At 71.6% G+C, this 14,251-nt stretch carries 16 protein-coding genes; 7 read left to right on the forward strand and 9 right to left on the reverse strand.

Annotation, left to right across the window (positions count from 1 at the left end):
- Positions 1-127: 127 nt before the first annotated feature.
- Together AB0M08_RS15520 and AB0M08_RS15525 are read right to left on the reverse strand one after the other, a co-directional pair.
- Positions 128-367: a hypothetical protein gene (locus tag AB0M08_RS15520; protein ID WP_364492988.1), complete on the reverse strand. Its 240-nt coding sequence runs from the start codon at positions 365-367 to the stop codon at positions 128-130.
- Between the two features lie 85 nt (positions 368-452).
- Positions 453-1,133 carry a helix-turn-helix domain-containing protein gene (locus AB0M08_RS15525; protein WP_364492990.1) on the reverse strand — a complete coding sequence of 227 codons (681 nt, stop codon included), beginning with the start codon at positions 1,131-1,133 and terminating at the stop codon, positions 453-455.
- Between the two features lie 121 nt (positions 1,134-1,254).
- Between AB0M08_RS15525 and AB0M08_RS15530 the strand changes: the two genes are divergently transcribed.
- The gene (locus AB0M08_RS15530) at positions 1,255-1,875 is read left to right on the forward strand and encodes an alpha/beta hydrolase (RefSeq protein ID WP_364492992.1); all 621 of its coding nucleotides are present in this window, start codon (positions 1,255-1,257) and stop codon (positions 1,873-1,875) included.
- A gap of 14 nt (positions 1,876-1,889) precedes the next feature.
- Here the strand turns inward: AB0M08_RS15530 and AB0M08_RS15535 are convergent, their stop codons facing one another.
- Together AB0M08_RS15535 and AB0M08_RS15540 are read right to left on the reverse strand one after the other, a co-directional pair.
- Positions 1,890-2,603 carry a TetR/AcrR family transcriptional regulator C-terminal domain-containing protein gene (locus AB0M08_RS15535; RefSeq protein WP_364492993.1) on the reverse strand — a complete coding sequence of 238 codons (714 nt, stop codon included), beginning with the start codon at positions 2,601-2,603 and terminating at the stop codon, positions 1,890-1,892.
- 61 nt (positions 2,604-2,664) lie between these two features.
- Positions 2,665-3,294 (reverse strand): DivIVA domain-containing protein, encoded by a 630-nt coding sequence (locus AB0M08_RS15540; protein ID WP_364492995.1) that lies wholly within the window; start codon positions 3,292-3,294, stop codon positions 2,665-2,667.
- Between the two features lie 301 nt (positions 3,295-3,595).
- Between AB0M08_RS15540 and AB0M08_RS15545 the strand changes: the two genes are divergently transcribed.
- Positions 3,596-4,591, forward strand: a complete 996-nt coding sequence (locus AB0M08_RS15545; protein WP_364492997.1) for a LacI family DNA-binding transcriptional regulator — start codon at positions 3,596-3,598, stop codon at positions 4,589-4,591.
- A 97-nt stretch (positions 4,592-4,688) separates the two neighbouring features.
- Here AB0M08_RS15545 and AB0M08_RS15550 read toward each other — a convergent pair whose 3' ends face one another.
- The gene (locus AB0M08_RS15550; RefSeq protein WP_364492998.1) at positions 4,689-5,303 is read right to left on the reverse strand and encodes an MBL fold metallo-hydrolase; all 615 of its coding nucleotides are present in this window, start codon (positions 5,301-5,303) and stop codon (positions 4,689-4,691) included.
- 167 nt (positions 5,304-5,470) lie between these two features.
- On the opposite strand from AB0M08_RS15550, the gene AB0M08_RS15555 reads away from it, so the two are divergent.
- Both AB0M08_RS15555 and AB0M08_RS15560 read left to right on the forward strand, forming a co-directional pair.
- Positions 5,471-6,487 carry a hypothetical protein gene (locus tag AB0M08_RS15555; RefSeq protein WP_364493000.1) on the forward strand — a complete coding sequence of 339 codons (1,017 nt, stop codon included), beginning with the start codon at positions 5,471-5,473 and terminating at the stop codon, positions 6,485-6,487.
- A gap of 59 nt (positions 6,488-6,546) precedes the next feature.
- The gene (locus AB0M08_RS15560; RefSeq protein WP_364493002.1) at positions 6,547-7,152 is read left to right on the forward strand and encodes a hypothetical protein; all 606 of its coding nucleotides are present in this window, start codon (positions 6,547-6,549) and stop codon (positions 7,150-7,152) included.
- Positions 7,153-7,178: 26 nt separating this feature from the next.
- Here AB0M08_RS15560 and AB0M08_RS15565 read toward each other — a convergent pair whose 3' ends face one another.
- Complete coding sequence (locus tag AB0M08_RS15565) at positions 7,179-7,745, reverse strand: helix-turn-helix domain-containing protein (RefSeq protein ID WP_364493004.1); 567 nt, start codon at positions 7,743-7,745, stop codon at positions 7,179-7,181.
- A 138-nt stretch (positions 7,746-7,883) separates the two neighbouring features.
- Here AB0M08_RS15565 and AB0M08_RS15570 point away from each other — a divergent pair, with 138 nt between their 5' ends.
- Together AB0M08_RS15570 and AB0M08_RS15575 are read left to right on the forward strand one after the other, a co-directional pair.
- Positions 7,884-9,440 (forward strand): MDR family MFS transporter, encoded by a 1,557-nt coding sequence (locus AB0M08_RS15570; protein ID WP_364493006.1) that lies wholly within the window; start codon positions 7,884-7,886, stop codon positions 9,438-9,440.
- A 587-nt stretch (positions 9,441-10,027) separates the two neighbouring features.
- The gene (locus AB0M08_RS15575) at positions 10,028-10,852 is read left to right on the forward strand and encodes an SAM-dependent methyltransferase (protein ID WP_364493008.1); all 825 of its coding nucleotides are present in this window, start codon (positions 10,028-10,030) and stop codon (positions 10,850-10,852) included.
- On the opposite strand, the gene AB0M08_RS15580 is transcribed toward AB0M08_RS15575, so the two are convergent.
- Positions 10,853-11,464 carry a TetR/AcrR family transcriptional regulator gene (locus AB0M08_RS15580; protein ID WP_364493010.1) on the reverse strand — a complete coding sequence of 204 codons (612 nt, stop codon included), beginning with the start codon at positions 11,462-11,464 and terminating at the stop codon, positions 10,853-10,855.
- A gap of 74 nt (positions 11,465-11,538) precedes the next feature.
- Between AB0M08_RS15580 and AB0M08_RS15585 the strand changes: the two genes are divergently transcribed.
- On the forward strand, positions 11,539-12,306 hold the full coding sequence (locus AB0M08_RS15585; RefSeq protein WP_364493012.1) for an SDR family oxidoreductase: 768 nt from the start codon (positions 11,539-11,541) through the stop codon (positions 12,304-12,306).
- 7 nt (positions 12,307-12,313) lie between these two features.
- Here the strand turns inward: AB0M08_RS15585 and purU are convergent, their stop codons facing one another.
- Positions 12,314-13,213 (reverse strand): formyltetrahydrofolate deformylase, encoded by a 900-nt coding sequence (gene purU, locus AB0M08_RS15590; RefSeq protein ID WP_364493185.1) that lies wholly within the window; start codon positions 13,211-13,213, stop codon positions 12,314-12,316.
- A gap of 116 nt (positions 13,214-13,329) precedes the next feature.
- The gene (locus AB0M08_RS15595) at positions 13,330-14,169 is read right to left on the reverse strand and encodes a hypothetical protein (RefSeq protein ID WP_364493014.1); all 840 of its coding nucleotides are present in this window, start codon (positions 14,167-14,169) and stop codon (positions 13,330-13,332) included.
- Positions 14,170-14,251: the final 82 nt, after the last annotated feature.

Here is a 14,251-nt window from a genome sequence, read left to right on the forward strand (position 1 = left end):
CGGAATGGCGCGAATGCCAGCGCGACCCGTGTGATGAAACGAATATTGCCGTACCGCCCAGAATCGTGGCCTACGATTTTCGCGGAATATTTGACAATGGCTTTTCGATCTGTTCTCGGAGTTTTTCTCAGGGGCGGGTGAGCGCTATGCCGACCCCGGCCGCGACGGCGACCGCGACGCAGGCGAGGAGCACGCCGGGGCCGCCCCAGATCACCATCAGGATGGAGAGCGCGGCCCAGAGCAGCACGCCGCCGACGGCCACCAGGACCAGCGGCAACCGTGGGGTGACGGAGCCGAACGCCGGGTCCTCGTCCACCAGCCGGCGGACGATCTCCTCGAACTCCCGCCGCGTCTGCCTCGCCGACATTACGGAATACACCGCCCATCACCACATCGTGTCCCGGGGCAGTAAACCTCCCCCTCGGCGCGCTGGCAATCGGCCCGCGGCCCCGTCACGGAACTGTCATCTGCCGGTCGCCACGCAGGACCGGGAGCACCGCGGCGGGTGTCAATCCGATCATCTCCCGCATGCGGCGCGTGAGGTGGGCCTGGTCGGCGAAGCCCGCCGTCGCCGCGGCCCCGGCGAGCGACTCCCCGGCCCGGAGCGCCTCCGCCGCCCGGTGCAGGCCCGACCACGCCCGCCACCTGGTCAGCGGCATCCCGAGCTGCGCGTGCGCCAGCGCCCGCAGCCGCGGCGCCGACAGCCCGACCTCGGCCGCGAGCGCGGGCATCGCGACCGGCCGCTCCCGCAGGATCGCCAGCGCCGCCAGCAGGCGCGGATCGAGCGCCGCGGAGAAGCCCCGATCCAGCTCGGCCTCGCCCAGATCCCGCAGTTCCGGTGCCGCGACCAGACGCCCCGCGCAACGCCGCCGGAGCAGATCCGCGAGAGCCGAATGCGGCTCGACGTACATGGTGCGCAGGGCGGAAGCGGGGAGCAGGCGGTGCCGCACCATCGGCGGAACCAGGAGCACACCGGCGCGATGCTCGGCACCCTCCGCATCGAGCATCGCCACCTCGCCCCGGACGGCGACGGCGATCTGGAAGGCGGCGTGGGAATGGAGACGGCCGTCCCCGCTCGGACCTCGGTAGACGGCGTATCCCGCACCGACGCTGAAGCTGACCGCGGCGGACACCGGTCAACTATAGGGTGGCCCGTTCCGCCGCGCCGTTCCCCCCGTTCCCCCCGTTATCCCCATGTGTCCCGGGATACCGGCGGCACGTGCTCGTGACCGCAGAACAGGAAGACGAACCGTCGTGCACCCGCTACCGCCACGCCGCACCACGCACGCCTTCGGCACCCCCAAGAACCTTCTCGTGTACGACCGGTGGGGCCGATTCGGCCGTCCGATGATCCTGCTGCACGGGCTCCGCTACGACCGGACCATGTGGTGGCCGGTCGCCGCCGAGCTGCACGGGGCCGGTTCGGTGCTCGCCGTCGACCTGCCCGGACACGGCGAGTCGGCGCCCCGGGACGACTGCGCGCCCGACCGGCTCGCCCACGACCTGGCCATGCTGGTGCTCCGCCTGGATCTGCGGCGCGCCCCGGTGCTGGTCGCCCACGCCGAGTCCGCCCTGCTCGCGGAGGTCTTCGCGGCCCGCTACGCGACCCACACCGTGATCGCCGTGGACACCGCCGCGCCCGGCGGGGAGTGCGACCTGGACGGCGTGCCGGAGCCGTACCGCCAGTTCGCCGTGCGCCGCCCGGGCACCGCCCCGCTCCGCCCGTTCCGGTCCTGGTCCGATGCCCTGGCCACCACGACGGCGCCCGCCCAGGTCCGGGCCGGCGCGCTGCCCGAGGCGCACCTCGGCGGCGACCGCCTCCCCCACCTGCGCGACCCCGCGGGTTTCGCCGGCCTCCTCCGCGGCATCCGCTGACCCCGCGGCCGGCGTCAGCGGGGCAGACTGGTGCTCAGGCCGTCGAGGACCATCGTCAGGCGGCGCTCGAAGACCGTGTCCTGGGACAGGCCGTCGTCCGTGTCCCGGATGATCCGTTCCAGGTGCGGGTGGTTGCCCTCGCTCAGGACCTTCGTCAGGTACGGCGTGATCCAGTCCTGCCAGCCCGGCTCGGAGAGGCCGGCCCGCCGCCGCGCCTCGGACTCCGACAGTTCGGCCTGGACGAACCCCTGGGTGAACTGCATCGTCGTCGCCACCCGGTCCATCATCTGGTCGACGGTCAGCCCCAGGCCGTCCACGCAGGAGGTGGCGTACTCCAGGATCCGCAGCGCGTTCGGCCCCAGCGGCGGGCGGCTGCCGAGCGGCGCGGCCCACGGGTGCCGGAGGCTCAGCGCCCGCATCGCCCGGGCCAGCCGGGTCAGCCCGGTTCGCCAGTCGCCCTGCGGACCGCTGCTCAGCCCCGCGACGACCTCGCCGAGCACGTGGTCGTACATCAGCTCGATCAGGTCGTCACGGGTGGCGACGTGCCGGTAGAGCGACATCGTCCCGCGGTCGATCCGCGCCGCGACCTTGCGCATCGAGACGGCGTCGAGGCCCTCCCGGTCGGCGATGGCGATCGCGGCGCGGATGATGGCGGTGTAGTCGATGGTGCGCGTGGACCGGCCCGGCCTCGCGATCCACGACCAGATGATCGGTTTCGCAGACGGCACCAGAGGCCCCTCCTCTTGAGACGGCAGGCGTTCGACCGTACGCGACAACGGGGCGTGACCGTCAGGCCCGAGCGGAACCGGGCGCACCGCCGGTGAGGTCGTGCAGGCGGCGGGCCATGTCGTCGGCGAGGGCCTCCCGGTAGCGCCGGGCCATCTGGCAGAGGTCGTCGATGCCCTTGAGCGTGGCGTCGCGGCTGGGGCCGAGCCCGGCGATCGTCTCCGCGTGCGTGTGCCGCGCGTCGGCGACGATCGTGGACGCGCGCAGCTCGGCGTCGCTGACGATCAGGGCGGCCTCGGTGGTGGCCTTGCGCAGCAGCGCCTCGGTCTCCCGGCGGGCCTCGGCCATGTGCTGGTCGGCGGTGCGTTCGGCCATCTCCATCATCCGCGGGTCGACCGGCGCCGACGGCGGCGTCACGGACCGGGCGGCGAGCCGGGCCTGGAGCAGTTCGTCCTCCAGGGCGCGGGCGCGCTCCTCGGCCTCGGCGCACTGTTTCTCCAGTCGGCGCAGGTGGCCGACCATGTCGCCGTACTGCAGGTGTTCGGCGAGGGCCTGGTTCTCGGCGGCCAGGCGTCGCATCTCCTCGGCCACGTCCTCGAGGAACAGGTCGACTTCGCCCTCGTGATAGCCACGCGATCCGACGGCGGGCCGCTGGAACGCCATGGCGTCGATGTCACGCGGGGTGAGCGGCACGGGATCATCCCTTTCCCTGAGAGTCTGTGCACGTTCCCACATCGCCGGTTGAACAGCGATCAGACGGACCGGCCGCCTCGTGATCGCGTAGTCACGTGCACCGATACCTCCCGATGGCCGCCGAAGAAGTCGATCGACACGGAATGATCCAAATGCGCCGAGACAACGTTGTCAGAAGTAGACGCGACCCGTCATTCAATGTCAACACCGTGCATCTGTACGCAATCCTTACAGTTACTCGCCCCCGGGAGGTCAACTCGTGCGTGGCAACAGGCTCACCGGCCCTCCGGGGCGCCCGACCATGAAGGACGTCGCCCGCGTCGCGGGAGTCAGCCTGAAGACGGTGTCCCGCGTGGTCAACGGCGAGGGCTCGGTCTCCGCGCCGCTCGCCGCCCAGGTCAACGACGCCATCGCGACCCTCAACTACCGCCTCGACCACGGCGCCAGCACCCTGCGCCGGGGCGACCACCGCACCGGCACGATCGGGCTGATGGTCGAGGACGTGGCCAACCCGTTCTTCGCCGCCCTGCACCGCGCGGTCGAGGACGTCGCCCGCCTGCACGACACCCACGTGCTGATCGGCAGCGTCGGCGCCTGCCCGGAACGCGAGGGCGAGCTGGCCAGGGCTTTCATCACGCGCCGGGCGGACGGCCTGATCATCGTGCCGCTCGGCCCGGACGGGACCAGCCTCGACGATGAGCTGCACACCGACACCCCGGTCGTGTTCGTCGACCGCCCCGGGTACGGGATCGCCGCCGACACCGTGCTCTCCACCAACGTCGCCGGCGCCGCCGAGGCCACCCGTCACCTGATCAGGAACGGTCATACCCGGATCGCCTGCATCGGCGACCGCCCGGTGGTGCCGACCGCACGCCAGCGCCGGGCCGGCTACCTGTCGGCGCTGCGCGAGGCGGGTGTCCGCCCCGATCCGGCCCTCATCGTCGAGGGCGTGACCAGCACCGACGCGGCCGTCCGGGCGGTGCTGGAGCTACTGGGCCACGACGATCCCCCGACGGCGCTCTTCACCACCCGGAACACGGTCACCACCGGGGCCGTACGGGCGCTGCGCGCACTCGACCGCCAGGACCGGGTCGCGCTGGTCGGTTTCGACGACTTCCCCCTCGCCGACCTGCTCGACCCGCCGGTCACCGTGATCGCCCAGGACCCGGTGACGATGGGCCGGACCGCGGCGCAGGCCCTGTTCCGCCGGATCAACGGGGACGCCGGCCCGCCCACCCGGTTCGCGATCCCGACCAGGCTGATCCCCCGCGGCTCCGGCGAACTGCGCCCACGGTGACTCACGGGACGCTCAGCCTCACGGGACGCTCAGCCTCACGGGACGCTCAGCCTCACGGGACGCTCAGCCTCACGGGACGATCAGCCTCACGGGACGCTCAGCCGAGCTCGACCGAGCCGCCCAGCGCGATCCGGGCGTACGTGGTGGCCGGTTCGTCCTCCAGCCAGCCGTCGAAGTTCGCCAGGCCGAGCGCGCTGAGGTTGACGTCGTGGATCGGGAACGTCCGGGCCGGCCGGATCGCGCGCACGAACTCGATCGCCTCGCGCAGCTTCAGCCACGGCCCGGAGGCCGGCACCAGCAGCGTCTCCACCGGCTCCTCGGGCACGAAGAGCGCGTCACCCGGATGGTAGACGCCCTCGACGAGATAGCCGAGGTTCGGGCACCCCGGCAGCCCGTCGATGATCTCGGCGTGCTCCCCGCCGACGGCCGTCACCTGAAAACCGTCCGCGCTGAAGGTCTCCCCGGGCTGCACCGCCGTCGCCTTCAAGGTCAAGGCCAGGCTCGGGTACGCGAACACGCCGAGCCCCGGGTCGACCGCCCGGGCCGCCGCGATCTTGTCCACGTCGACGTGATCCTCGTGCTCGTGACTGATCAGCACGGCCGTGGCCCCGTCCAGCGCCTCCGCCTCGGAGAACACTCCCGGATCGATCACGAGAACCCGGTCACCGTCCTCGATCCGAATACACGCATGGGAATACTTCGTCAGGCGCATCCGGCCAACCTACCCGCGCGCCACCGGCCACAGTGCCCTGTACGCGGCGATGGACGTACCGGAAAGCGGTCTTGAATGATCTCTGCCGCATCCCGGACACCGCGCCGACGCGATTGTCGCACCGGTGGGGAGTCGCTCGGCGGCGTGACTGCCCTAGGCTGTCCGGGGTGAGCAGCTTCCCGGCACAGGCCGCCCATGTCCGGAACACCGGGCTGCCGCCGCGCCGAAGACTGCTCGCCCTCCGCGAGTGCGTCCTGCACTTCGCGCCGTACGGTTTCCGCGCCACCTGGCACCACCTGGTCCTGCACGCGGGGATCCCGGTCTGCCTGGAGGCGGATCCCGCGTCGCTCACCCGTGCTCTCGACGAGCTCGAGGACGCCCGGCGACTCTGGCTGACCGAGGCGCGGGCGTTCGCGCTGCGGCGCCGGCGGGAGAAGGCCGCCGGACGGCGCACCCCGGGCCGCGAGGAGTCCTGGCACGTTTCACCCGGGTGGCTGGCCTGGTGCCCGGATCCGGAGCGGCACCCGGCCGAGCCCCTGCCTGTGGTGGTGGACCGGCTGATCACCGCGTACCGGTCCGGCGAGTCCCCGGCCGGCCGCTGCCCGGCCTGCGGGACCGTCCGGCCGCCGAGGGACTGTCCGCAGTGCGGGGTGACGTCCTGGGATCCGGTCGGCACCCGGCTTCCCGCGTCACGGCGTACCGGCCTGCCGTGGTCCCTGATCTGGCACCGCGCGATCCGGTGGGACACCACGGTCGGCGCCGGCGACATCGCGGAGTTCCGGGCCGAGTACACCCCGACCAGCGACGACGGCCGCTTCGGGATCTTCCAGCTCTACATCCGCGACGTGGCGCTGGGCGACGCCTCCACCACCGCCCTGTACCCGCACCTTCAGGACCTGCGGCACCTCTGCGGCCTCGCCGAGAGCCCGGGTGCCCGGCCCGCGCGGCGGCTCTACCTCGGCGACACCTTCGACCATCTGAGCCTGACCCTGGAGGCCACCGGCGACGATCTGGTCTTCGCCTTCCGCACCTACCGGGGATACGGCGCGCCGCCGCCGTGGGCACCACCACCCGGACGGCGGATGCGCCTGGCGGTCCGCCGCTCCGAGGTGATCGACGCCTGCCGAGCGGCCGAACTCCGCTTCCAGCGCGTCCTCGAGAGGGACCGGGCCACACCGCCGTGAACCGTCCACGAACCGGTGATTTCAGCGTTTCTTCAGGTCAAGCGGGGCATCGTGTACACGTGGAGAACCGAGGACATCACGCGGCCGTCGTCACCTTCGCCCAGTGGGAACCCCTCGCCCGCCGCGCCCTCGCCGACCGTGGGATATCCCGCCGCGAGGCCAACACCCTGATCCGGGGCGCGCACGCCTGGTTCGAGGCCAGCGCCGAGAGTCCCTGCCAGGCCCTCGGTACGCCCGACGAGTTCGCCGACGACATCGTCACCGACCGGCCCCGGCGCCGGAGCTCCCCGCTGGCACGCTGGGGTCTGACCATCGCGGCGTCCCTGATCAGCACCGGGATCACCCTCGCCGACCTGCCCGCACGGCGGGTCGACGACACCTCGGCGCTCGGCGTCTTCCTCGCGTCGCTCGCCCTGTGCTGCCTGCTCGCGTACCCCCGCAAGCCCCGCACCTCGGCGAGCGACCCCTGGTTCGACCGTCCGGAGAACCGGCTCTCCCCGCCCCGGGTGGACTGGAGCGCGGTGCTGGCCACCCAGTCCCGCCTGCTGCGCGCGGGCAATCCGGCGACCTGCACCCCGGCGATCCCGGCCGCCCGCGCCCGGACGCGGCGCGCCACCGGTCCGGAGCGCCCCCGGACGCCGCGGACGCCGTACCGGCCCCGTTAGCCCGCGTCTCGTCAGCCCGCGTCTCGTCAGTCCTTGATCAGCTGATGGGCGATGTCCCTGGCCACCTTCGCGATCTCCTCGTCGGTGGCGTTCAGGTCCCGGGCAGCCATCAGCACCACGTTCACGCTCAGTAGCGCCGCCCGGATCCGCAGCGTCTCCTCCAGGGTCGCGTCCGGCCCCGTCACCAGGTCGAAGAGCTCGGTGAACCGGTCGAACCCCTTGCCCGGGTGTGGCTTCAGGTCACGGACGACCTGCTGGTTGGCCATCGCGAACCGCATCGCCGGCAGGCCCTCGCCGGTGACCATGTCCACCATCCGGTCGACCATCTGGACGCGCAGGTCGGGGCCGGGCGGCTGCTCCTTCGCCCAGGCGACCATCTCGTCGAGCGAGGCCAGATGCGCCTCGAAGATCGACGCGACGATGCTCTCCTTGCTGCTGAAGTGGTAGTAGAGCGCCGCCTTGGTGATCTCCAGCCGCTCGGCGATCTCCCGGAGCGAGGTCGCTTCGTACCCCTTCTCGGTGAACAGCTCGATGGCCACCGCACGGATCGCCGCCTTCGTGTCGGCGCCGCGCCGCTGTCCCGCCGTAACCATCGTGCCGTGTCCTTCCCTCGTTCTTCTCGCCCTCGTTCTTCTTGACGATCGTGGTCGCCCGGGGCCGGATTGCCAACTTACCGTGCGGCAAGTAGTCTACTGACCGGCCGGTAAGTGAGGAACCGAAAGGCGTCTACCGTGACCGAAGAAGCTGCCAAACCCACTACGTTCACCCATCGCGAGATCATGGTGACCATGAGTGGCCTCGTGGTGGCGATGCTGCTCGCCATGCTGGACAACATGATCGTGGCGCCCGCACTGCCCACGATCGTCGGCGACCTGAGCGGCCTGGACCACCTGGCCTGGGTGACCACCGGCTACATCCTGGCCTCCACGGTCGCCACCCCGATCTGGGGCAAGCTCGGCGACCTGCTCGGCCGCCGCATCACCTTCCTCTCCTCGATCGTGATCTTCCTGATCGGCTCGGCCCTCTGCGGCATGTCGCAGAACATGGGCGAGCTGGTCGGCTTCCGCGCCCTCCAGGGCCTCGGCGCCGGCGGCCTGATGGTCGGCGTGATGTCGGTGCTCGCCGACATCGTCCCGCCCCGCGACCGTGCCAAGTACCAGGGCGTGATGATGGCGGTCATGCCGGTCGCCATGATCGGCGGCCCGCTGGTCGGCGGTTTCATCACCGACAACCTGAACTGGCGCTGGGCGTTCTACGTCAACCTGCCGCTCGGCGTCGTCGCCCTCGGCGTCTGCTGGTTCGTCCTGGCCAAGCTCCCTCGCGGCGCCGGCGACGTCCGCATCGACTGGCTCGGCACCGCGCTGCTCACCACCTGGATCACCACGCTCGTCCTGATCACCACCTGGGGCGGCAGCCGGTACGACTGGAGCTCGCCGACCATTCTCGGCCTGCTCGCCGTCACCGTGGCCGCGTTCGTCGCCTTCGTGACGGTCGAGCGCCGCGCCGCCGAGCCGATCATGCCCCTCGCGGTCTTCGCCAATCGCAACTTCACCCTCGCCGGCGTCCTCAGCCTCATCGTCGGCTTCGCGATGTTCGGCGGCATCACCCTGCTGCCGCAGTTCCAGCAGTACGTCCAGGGCTCCTCGGCCACCAACAGCGGCCTGCTCCTGATGCCCATGATGATCGCCGCCATGGTCGTCTCCCTGGCCGGCGGACAATTGATCACCCGAACCGGCCACTACAAGGCCCTCCCCATCATCGGCACCATCCTGATGACCATCGGCCTGGCCCTCTTCGCCACCATGGGCACCGACACGTCACGCCTGGTCACCGGCGCGTACATGGCCGTCCTCGGCGCCGGCATGGGCTGTCTGATGCAGACCACCATGCTGATCGCCCAGAACAGCGCACCCCTGAACGCGATCGGTGCCGCCACGGGGGCGGCCACCTTCCTCCGCAACATGGGCGGCTCGCTCGGCGTCTCCCTGCTGAGCACCCTCTACACGAACACGCTGCTCGACTCCCTCGCCGACAGCACCGGCGGCACCGCCTCCTCGGCCGGCGGCTCCGCGGCCGGCATGACCCCGGCCGCCCTGCGCGCCCTGCCCGAATCCGTCCAGCACGCATTCGCCCAGGCCGTCACCGACGGCATCGGCGCCGCCTTCACCTGGGGCGCGATCGCCGCCGCCACCGGCATCGTGGTCGCCCTCTTCATCCGCCAGATCCCCCTGCGCGGCCACACCGACGCCCCGAAGCCGGCCACCGAGCCCGCCCCGGTCACCGTCTGACGGCCCCCAACCCCGGCCTGGTGCGGCGCCTGCCTCCGCACCAGGCCGTTCCTTTCCGGGTACGCCCGAATTCGGCACTCGACACGCCGTTCCGCCCACACCCGGCGGGCGACGACACGGCTGACAGCGACCGGATTCCCCACGTCAGCGCCGGCCCGGTTTCATGATCAACCGCAGGGATGATCTTCGTGGCTGGCGTTCACGGGTCAATCGGAGCGCCCGAGACACCCCGGACCACCAGCCGACCGGCCCGAGACACCCGGAACGCCAGCCCACCGCCCGCAGGCGCCGCCCAGCCGGTCCACGACCGAACCCTGGCCGGCGGAACCGCCGATCCACGACGGCGAGTGCGGCGGGCGAACGGCCGGCGACGACTCAGGTAACGGCGGCCGGATTCCGTGCGGACAGCGCCAGCCCGGCGCCAGGGCGGCGGGGTGCGGGCGACGGCTGGCGGCCACGCGGGCAACAGCTGGCGGCCACGCGGGCGACGCCCTGGCGGCCACGCGGGCGACAGCGGCGGGATTCCGTGCGCGAGCGCTGGCCCCCACGCGGCTGACGTACTCAAATATTTCGATTAGCATCCCCGCATGGCCGCGGAGGAGACGGCGCCGCCGGGCGTCGATGTGACGACACCCAGCATCGCGCGCGTCTACGACTTCATGGTCGGGGGCAAGGACAACTTCGCGATCGACCGGATGGCCGCCGGGCGCGCCCTGGAGATCATGCCGGACGCGCAGGAGGCCGGACGGGCCTGCCGGGCGTTCCTGCGCCGCGTCGTGCACCACCTCGCCGCCGAGCAGGGCATCCGGCAGTTCCTCGACATCGGGTCCGGGCTGCCCACCGCCACCAACGTGCACCAGGTCGCGAAGGACGCCGATCCGAGCGTCAAGGTGGTCTACGTCGACAACGACCCGATGGTCCTGGTCCACGGGCGGGCGCTGCTCGCCGACGAGGGCACCAGCACCATCATCGAGGGCGACGTACGCTCCCCCGAGGCGATCCTGAACCACCCGGTCGTCCGGGAGTACCTGGACTTCGAGGAGCCGGTCGGCCTGCTGCTCCTGTCGATCCTGCACCACCTGCACGACGACGAGGACCCGGGCCGGATCGCCGACCTGCTGCGGGACGCGCTGCCGCCGGGGAGTTTCCTGGCGATCATCCACTTCTGGGATCCGGCGGACGAGCACCCTGAGACGTCGCTCACGGTGAAGGACGCCGAGCGGGTCTTCAACGAGACGCTGGGCACCGGCCGGTGGCGGCGGCGCGCGGAGATCGAGGCGTACTTCGGCGACTTCGAACTCCTCGCACCGGGGCTGGTCCCGCTCGCCGAGTGGCGTCCCGCCGCCGAGGCGGAGGCCGCCCAGCGGGACAGCTACTACACGATGATCGGCGGCGTGGCGTTCAAACGCTGATCACGGGACCGGCCACGGGGCCATGGCCAGGTCGGCGGTCGCGAGGAGTTCGGCCGTGGTCGCGCCGTCGCGGGCACGCTGGGACATGCCCCCGATGACGGTCGCGAAGTAGGCGGCCAGCGCGCGCGGGTCGGCCGTCTCCGGGAGTTCGCCGCCGTCCCGGGCTGCGGCCAGGCGCTTCTCGAAGGTGTCCAGGTCGGCGTTGCGCAGGTCGCACAGGTACGCGGCGACGTCGCCGTCGGCCGCGGTGACGTTGGCCGCGGCGCTGCACTGCAGGCTGCCCGGGGGCGTGGCCGGGTCGGTGTAGAGCGCCGCCGCGTCGCGCAGGATGCGGTGGAAGGACTCGTAGGCGGTGGCCTCCCCGGACATGGCGGCGCAGATGAAACCGCCGACCGGGGACCGGCCGTGCGTCTCGACGGCCTCCTTGAACAGTGCCTTCTTGTCACCGAAGGCGGCGTAGAGGCTGCCGGGGCGGATACCCATCTCGCGGGTGAGGTCGCTGATCGACGTCGCCTCGTAGCCGTGCTCCCAGAACAGACGGGTGGCGGCGGCCAACGCCGTCGCGCGATCGAAGGCCGGGGGCCGGCCGCGGCGGGCGGGTGACGTGTCCACCCCCTCATTCTAGAGCGATCACTCAAGAGTGGTGTACGGTCCTTCTTGAATGATCACTCAAAAAAGGAGCTGTCATGTCCGGAGCACTGCGCGGCAAGGTCGCCCTCGTCACCGGTGGTAGTCACGGCATCGGCCGGGCGATCGCCGAACGCTTCGCCCGGGACGGGGCGACCGTCGCGATCGGTTACGGTCACGACGAGCAGGCGGCCGTCGACACCGTGGAGGGGATCGGCAAGGAGGGCGGGCGCGCCTTCGCCGTACACGCGGAACTCGGCTCCCACGGCGACGCCGCCCGGCTCTGGGCGGCCTTCGACGAAGCGGGCGGGGCGGACGCGCCCGGCGGGAAGCTCGACATCCTCGTCCACAACGCCGCCAGTTCGTACCCCGTCCGGCTCCCCGAGCTCACCGAGCAGCAGTTCGACGAGGTCTTCGCCGTCAGCGTCCGGTCGCCGTTCTTCATCACCAAGCTCGCCCTGCCGCGGCTGCGCGACGGTGGCCGGGTCGTCAACATCTCCAGCCTGGCGGGCACCCTCGCCACCCCGCAGATGATCGCCTACGGCGCCGGCAAGGCGGCGCTGGACGCCTTCACCCGCAGCCTGGCGGTGGAGCTCGGCCCACGCGGGATCACCGTCAACGCGGTCTCCCCCGGCGTCACCAGGACCAGGAACAGCGCGTGGCTCGAGGACGACCCGCAGGCCATGGAGGCGGCACGGGCACGCAGCGCGCTCGGCCGGCTCGGCGAACCGGCCGACGTGGCCGACGTCGTCGCCTTCCTCGCCTCCCACGACGGGCGCTGGGTGACCGGCCAGATCATCGACGCCTCGGGCGGCACCGCGCTCTGAACCGGCCCTAGGGGAAGACGATCGTGTGGTTGCCGTGCCGGATCACCCGGTCGTCGCTGTGCCACGAGACCGCCCGGGAGAGCACGTCCCGCTCCACGTCCGCGCCCCGGCGCTGCAGGTCGGCGACGGTGTGCGCGTGGTCGACCCGGACCACGTCCTGCTCGATGATCGGGCCCTCGTCGAGGTCCTCGGTCACGTAGTGCGCGGTCGCCCCGATCAGCTTCACGCCACGCTGCTTGGCCTTCGCGTACGGCCCCGCCCCGATGAAGGCCGGCAGGAAGCTGTGGTGGATGTTGATGATCGGCACGCCGACCCGCTCGATGAAGTCCCCCGAGAGGATCTGCATGTACCGGGCCAGCACGATGAAGTCGACGTTCCCGGCGAGCAGCTTGAGGTGCTCCGCCTCGGCCGCCGACTTGTCCGGACCGGCGGACGGCACGTGGAAGAACGGGATCCCGAAGGACCGCACCTCGGCCGCGGTGTCCGCGTGGTTCGAGATCACCATCGCCACGTTGACCGGCAGATCGCCGCGCCGGTGCCGCCAGAGCAGGTCGAGCAGGCAGTGGTCGGACTTCGAGGCGAAGATCGCCACCCGCTTCGGGATGGACATGTCCCGCAGCGTGTAGTCGAGGTCGAACCCCTCCGAGAGCTGCGCCTGCAGGTCCGCGTCGATCTTCGGCAGCACGGCCTTCAGGTTCGCCACGCTGAACACGGTCCGCTGGAAGAACGCCCCACCGGCCGGATCGTCCGAGTACTGGTCCAGCGACACGATGTTGGCGTCGTGCTTCCCGAGCACCGCGCTGATCGCCGCGACGATCCCGGTCCGGTCCTTCCCGTGCACGATCAGCGAGGCGTGGGTCGGTGCCGGGGCGGGCGCCCTGCGCTGGAGTGGTGCTTCCTGTGCCAGGGTCACGTCCGCCGGCCTTCCTGTCGCTGCTCCGATGATCGCGACAGACCATACTTGCCGCCGCCCCCGTTCCCACCCCCGATCCCAGAACACATGGCGGTGGTCACTCTCCGTCGTCAGCTTCCGCTTCCTTTTTCTCCGGTACGCAGGGAGAGCACGATGGGCTCCGCCCCACCCAGAAGCCCTCTGGCATACACGAGCCTTCCCGCACCCTGCCACGCGATGCCGTACACCAGCCGGTCAGGATCGGTGCCCGCCGTGAGGTCCGGCGTCGGGAACTCCGCCCGGACCACCCCGGTCGCCGCGTCCACGACGACCACCCGCTGCGTCCACCCGTCACCAGCCGTGCCGGTCACCAGCATCGCCACCTGCCGGTCGTCCGGGGAGAGCGCCATCGTGACGCGGTCGCATCCGGCGATCGACGGCAGCAGCGTCGCGACCCGCTCCCCGGTGGCGGTGTCCAGGATCTCGGCCGAGCAGGCGTCCCCGCTCCGGCCCGGCCACTCGACGATCCGATCCTCGGTGGCGTGCATCCCCTGCACCGTCGACTCGGACTCCGCGCTGTTCGCGGGCTCCAGCAGCCGCACGGCCCCGGTGGCGATCCGGTAGGTGACCAGCACCGGCTGCGACCCGCCCGGGTTCCGCAACTGCCACTGGAACAGCGTGGTGCTGTTCCCCGCCATCGGCATCCCCCGGCGCACGTTCATCCCGGTCAGGCCGGACCCCGTCATGGACACCGCAGTCCCCGCATTCCCCGCGGCGTCCTGCACCACGACCTGACCGTCGTACCCGCTGGTCCGGTCGGCGGAAGCCACATAACGGACGATTGCCAGCCCGCCACCCGGCAGCTGCACCGGTCCGCCGGTGCGATGGTGGGCGCCGGCCATCGCCGGCACGACCTCGGTGAGCACCGGCACGCCGTCGACGACGCGGAGAGCCCGAACAGCACGCGGCACACCACGACCGCGCGGGCGGCCACCGGCAGCTTCGCCAGCGCCGCCACCGCGACCCCGTCCGGCGCCGGCAGGTCCACGCTCG

Origin of the sequence: Actinoplanes sp. NPDC051851, from assembly GCF_040681165.1 — a bacterium.
In the GTDB taxonomy this organism is placed as follows: domain Bacteria; phylum Actinomycetota; class Actinomycetes; order Mycobacteriales; family Micromonosporaceae; genus Actinoplanes.

Bases quoted from the DNA above. Each gene is read 5' to 3' on its own strand.
- AB0M08_RS15520 (WP_364492988.1), bottom strand. From the start codon at position 367: ATGTCGGCGAGGCAGACGCGGCGGGAGTTCGAGGAGATCGTCCGCCGG.
- AB0M08_RS15545 (WP_364492997.1), top strand. From the start codon at position 3,596: ATGAAGGACGTCGCCCGCGTCGCGGGAGTCAGCCTGAAGACGGTGTCC.
- AB0M08_RS15550 (WP_364492998.1), bottom strand. From the start codon at position 5,303: ATGCGCCTGACGAAGTATTCCCATGCGTGTATTCGGATCGAGGACGGT.
- AB0M08_RS15565 (WP_364493004.1), bottom strand. From the start codon at position 7,745: ATGGTTACGGCGGGACAGCGGCGCGGCGCCGACACGAAGGCGGCGATC.
- AB0M08_RS15575 (WP_364493008.1), top strand. From the start codon at position 10,028: ATGGCCGCGGAGGAGACGGCGCCGCCGGGCGTCGATGTGACGACACCC.
- AB0M08_RS15585 (WP_364493012.1), top strand. From the start codon at position 11,539: ATGTCCGGAGCACTGCGCGGCAAGGTCGCCCTCGTCACCGGTGGTAGT.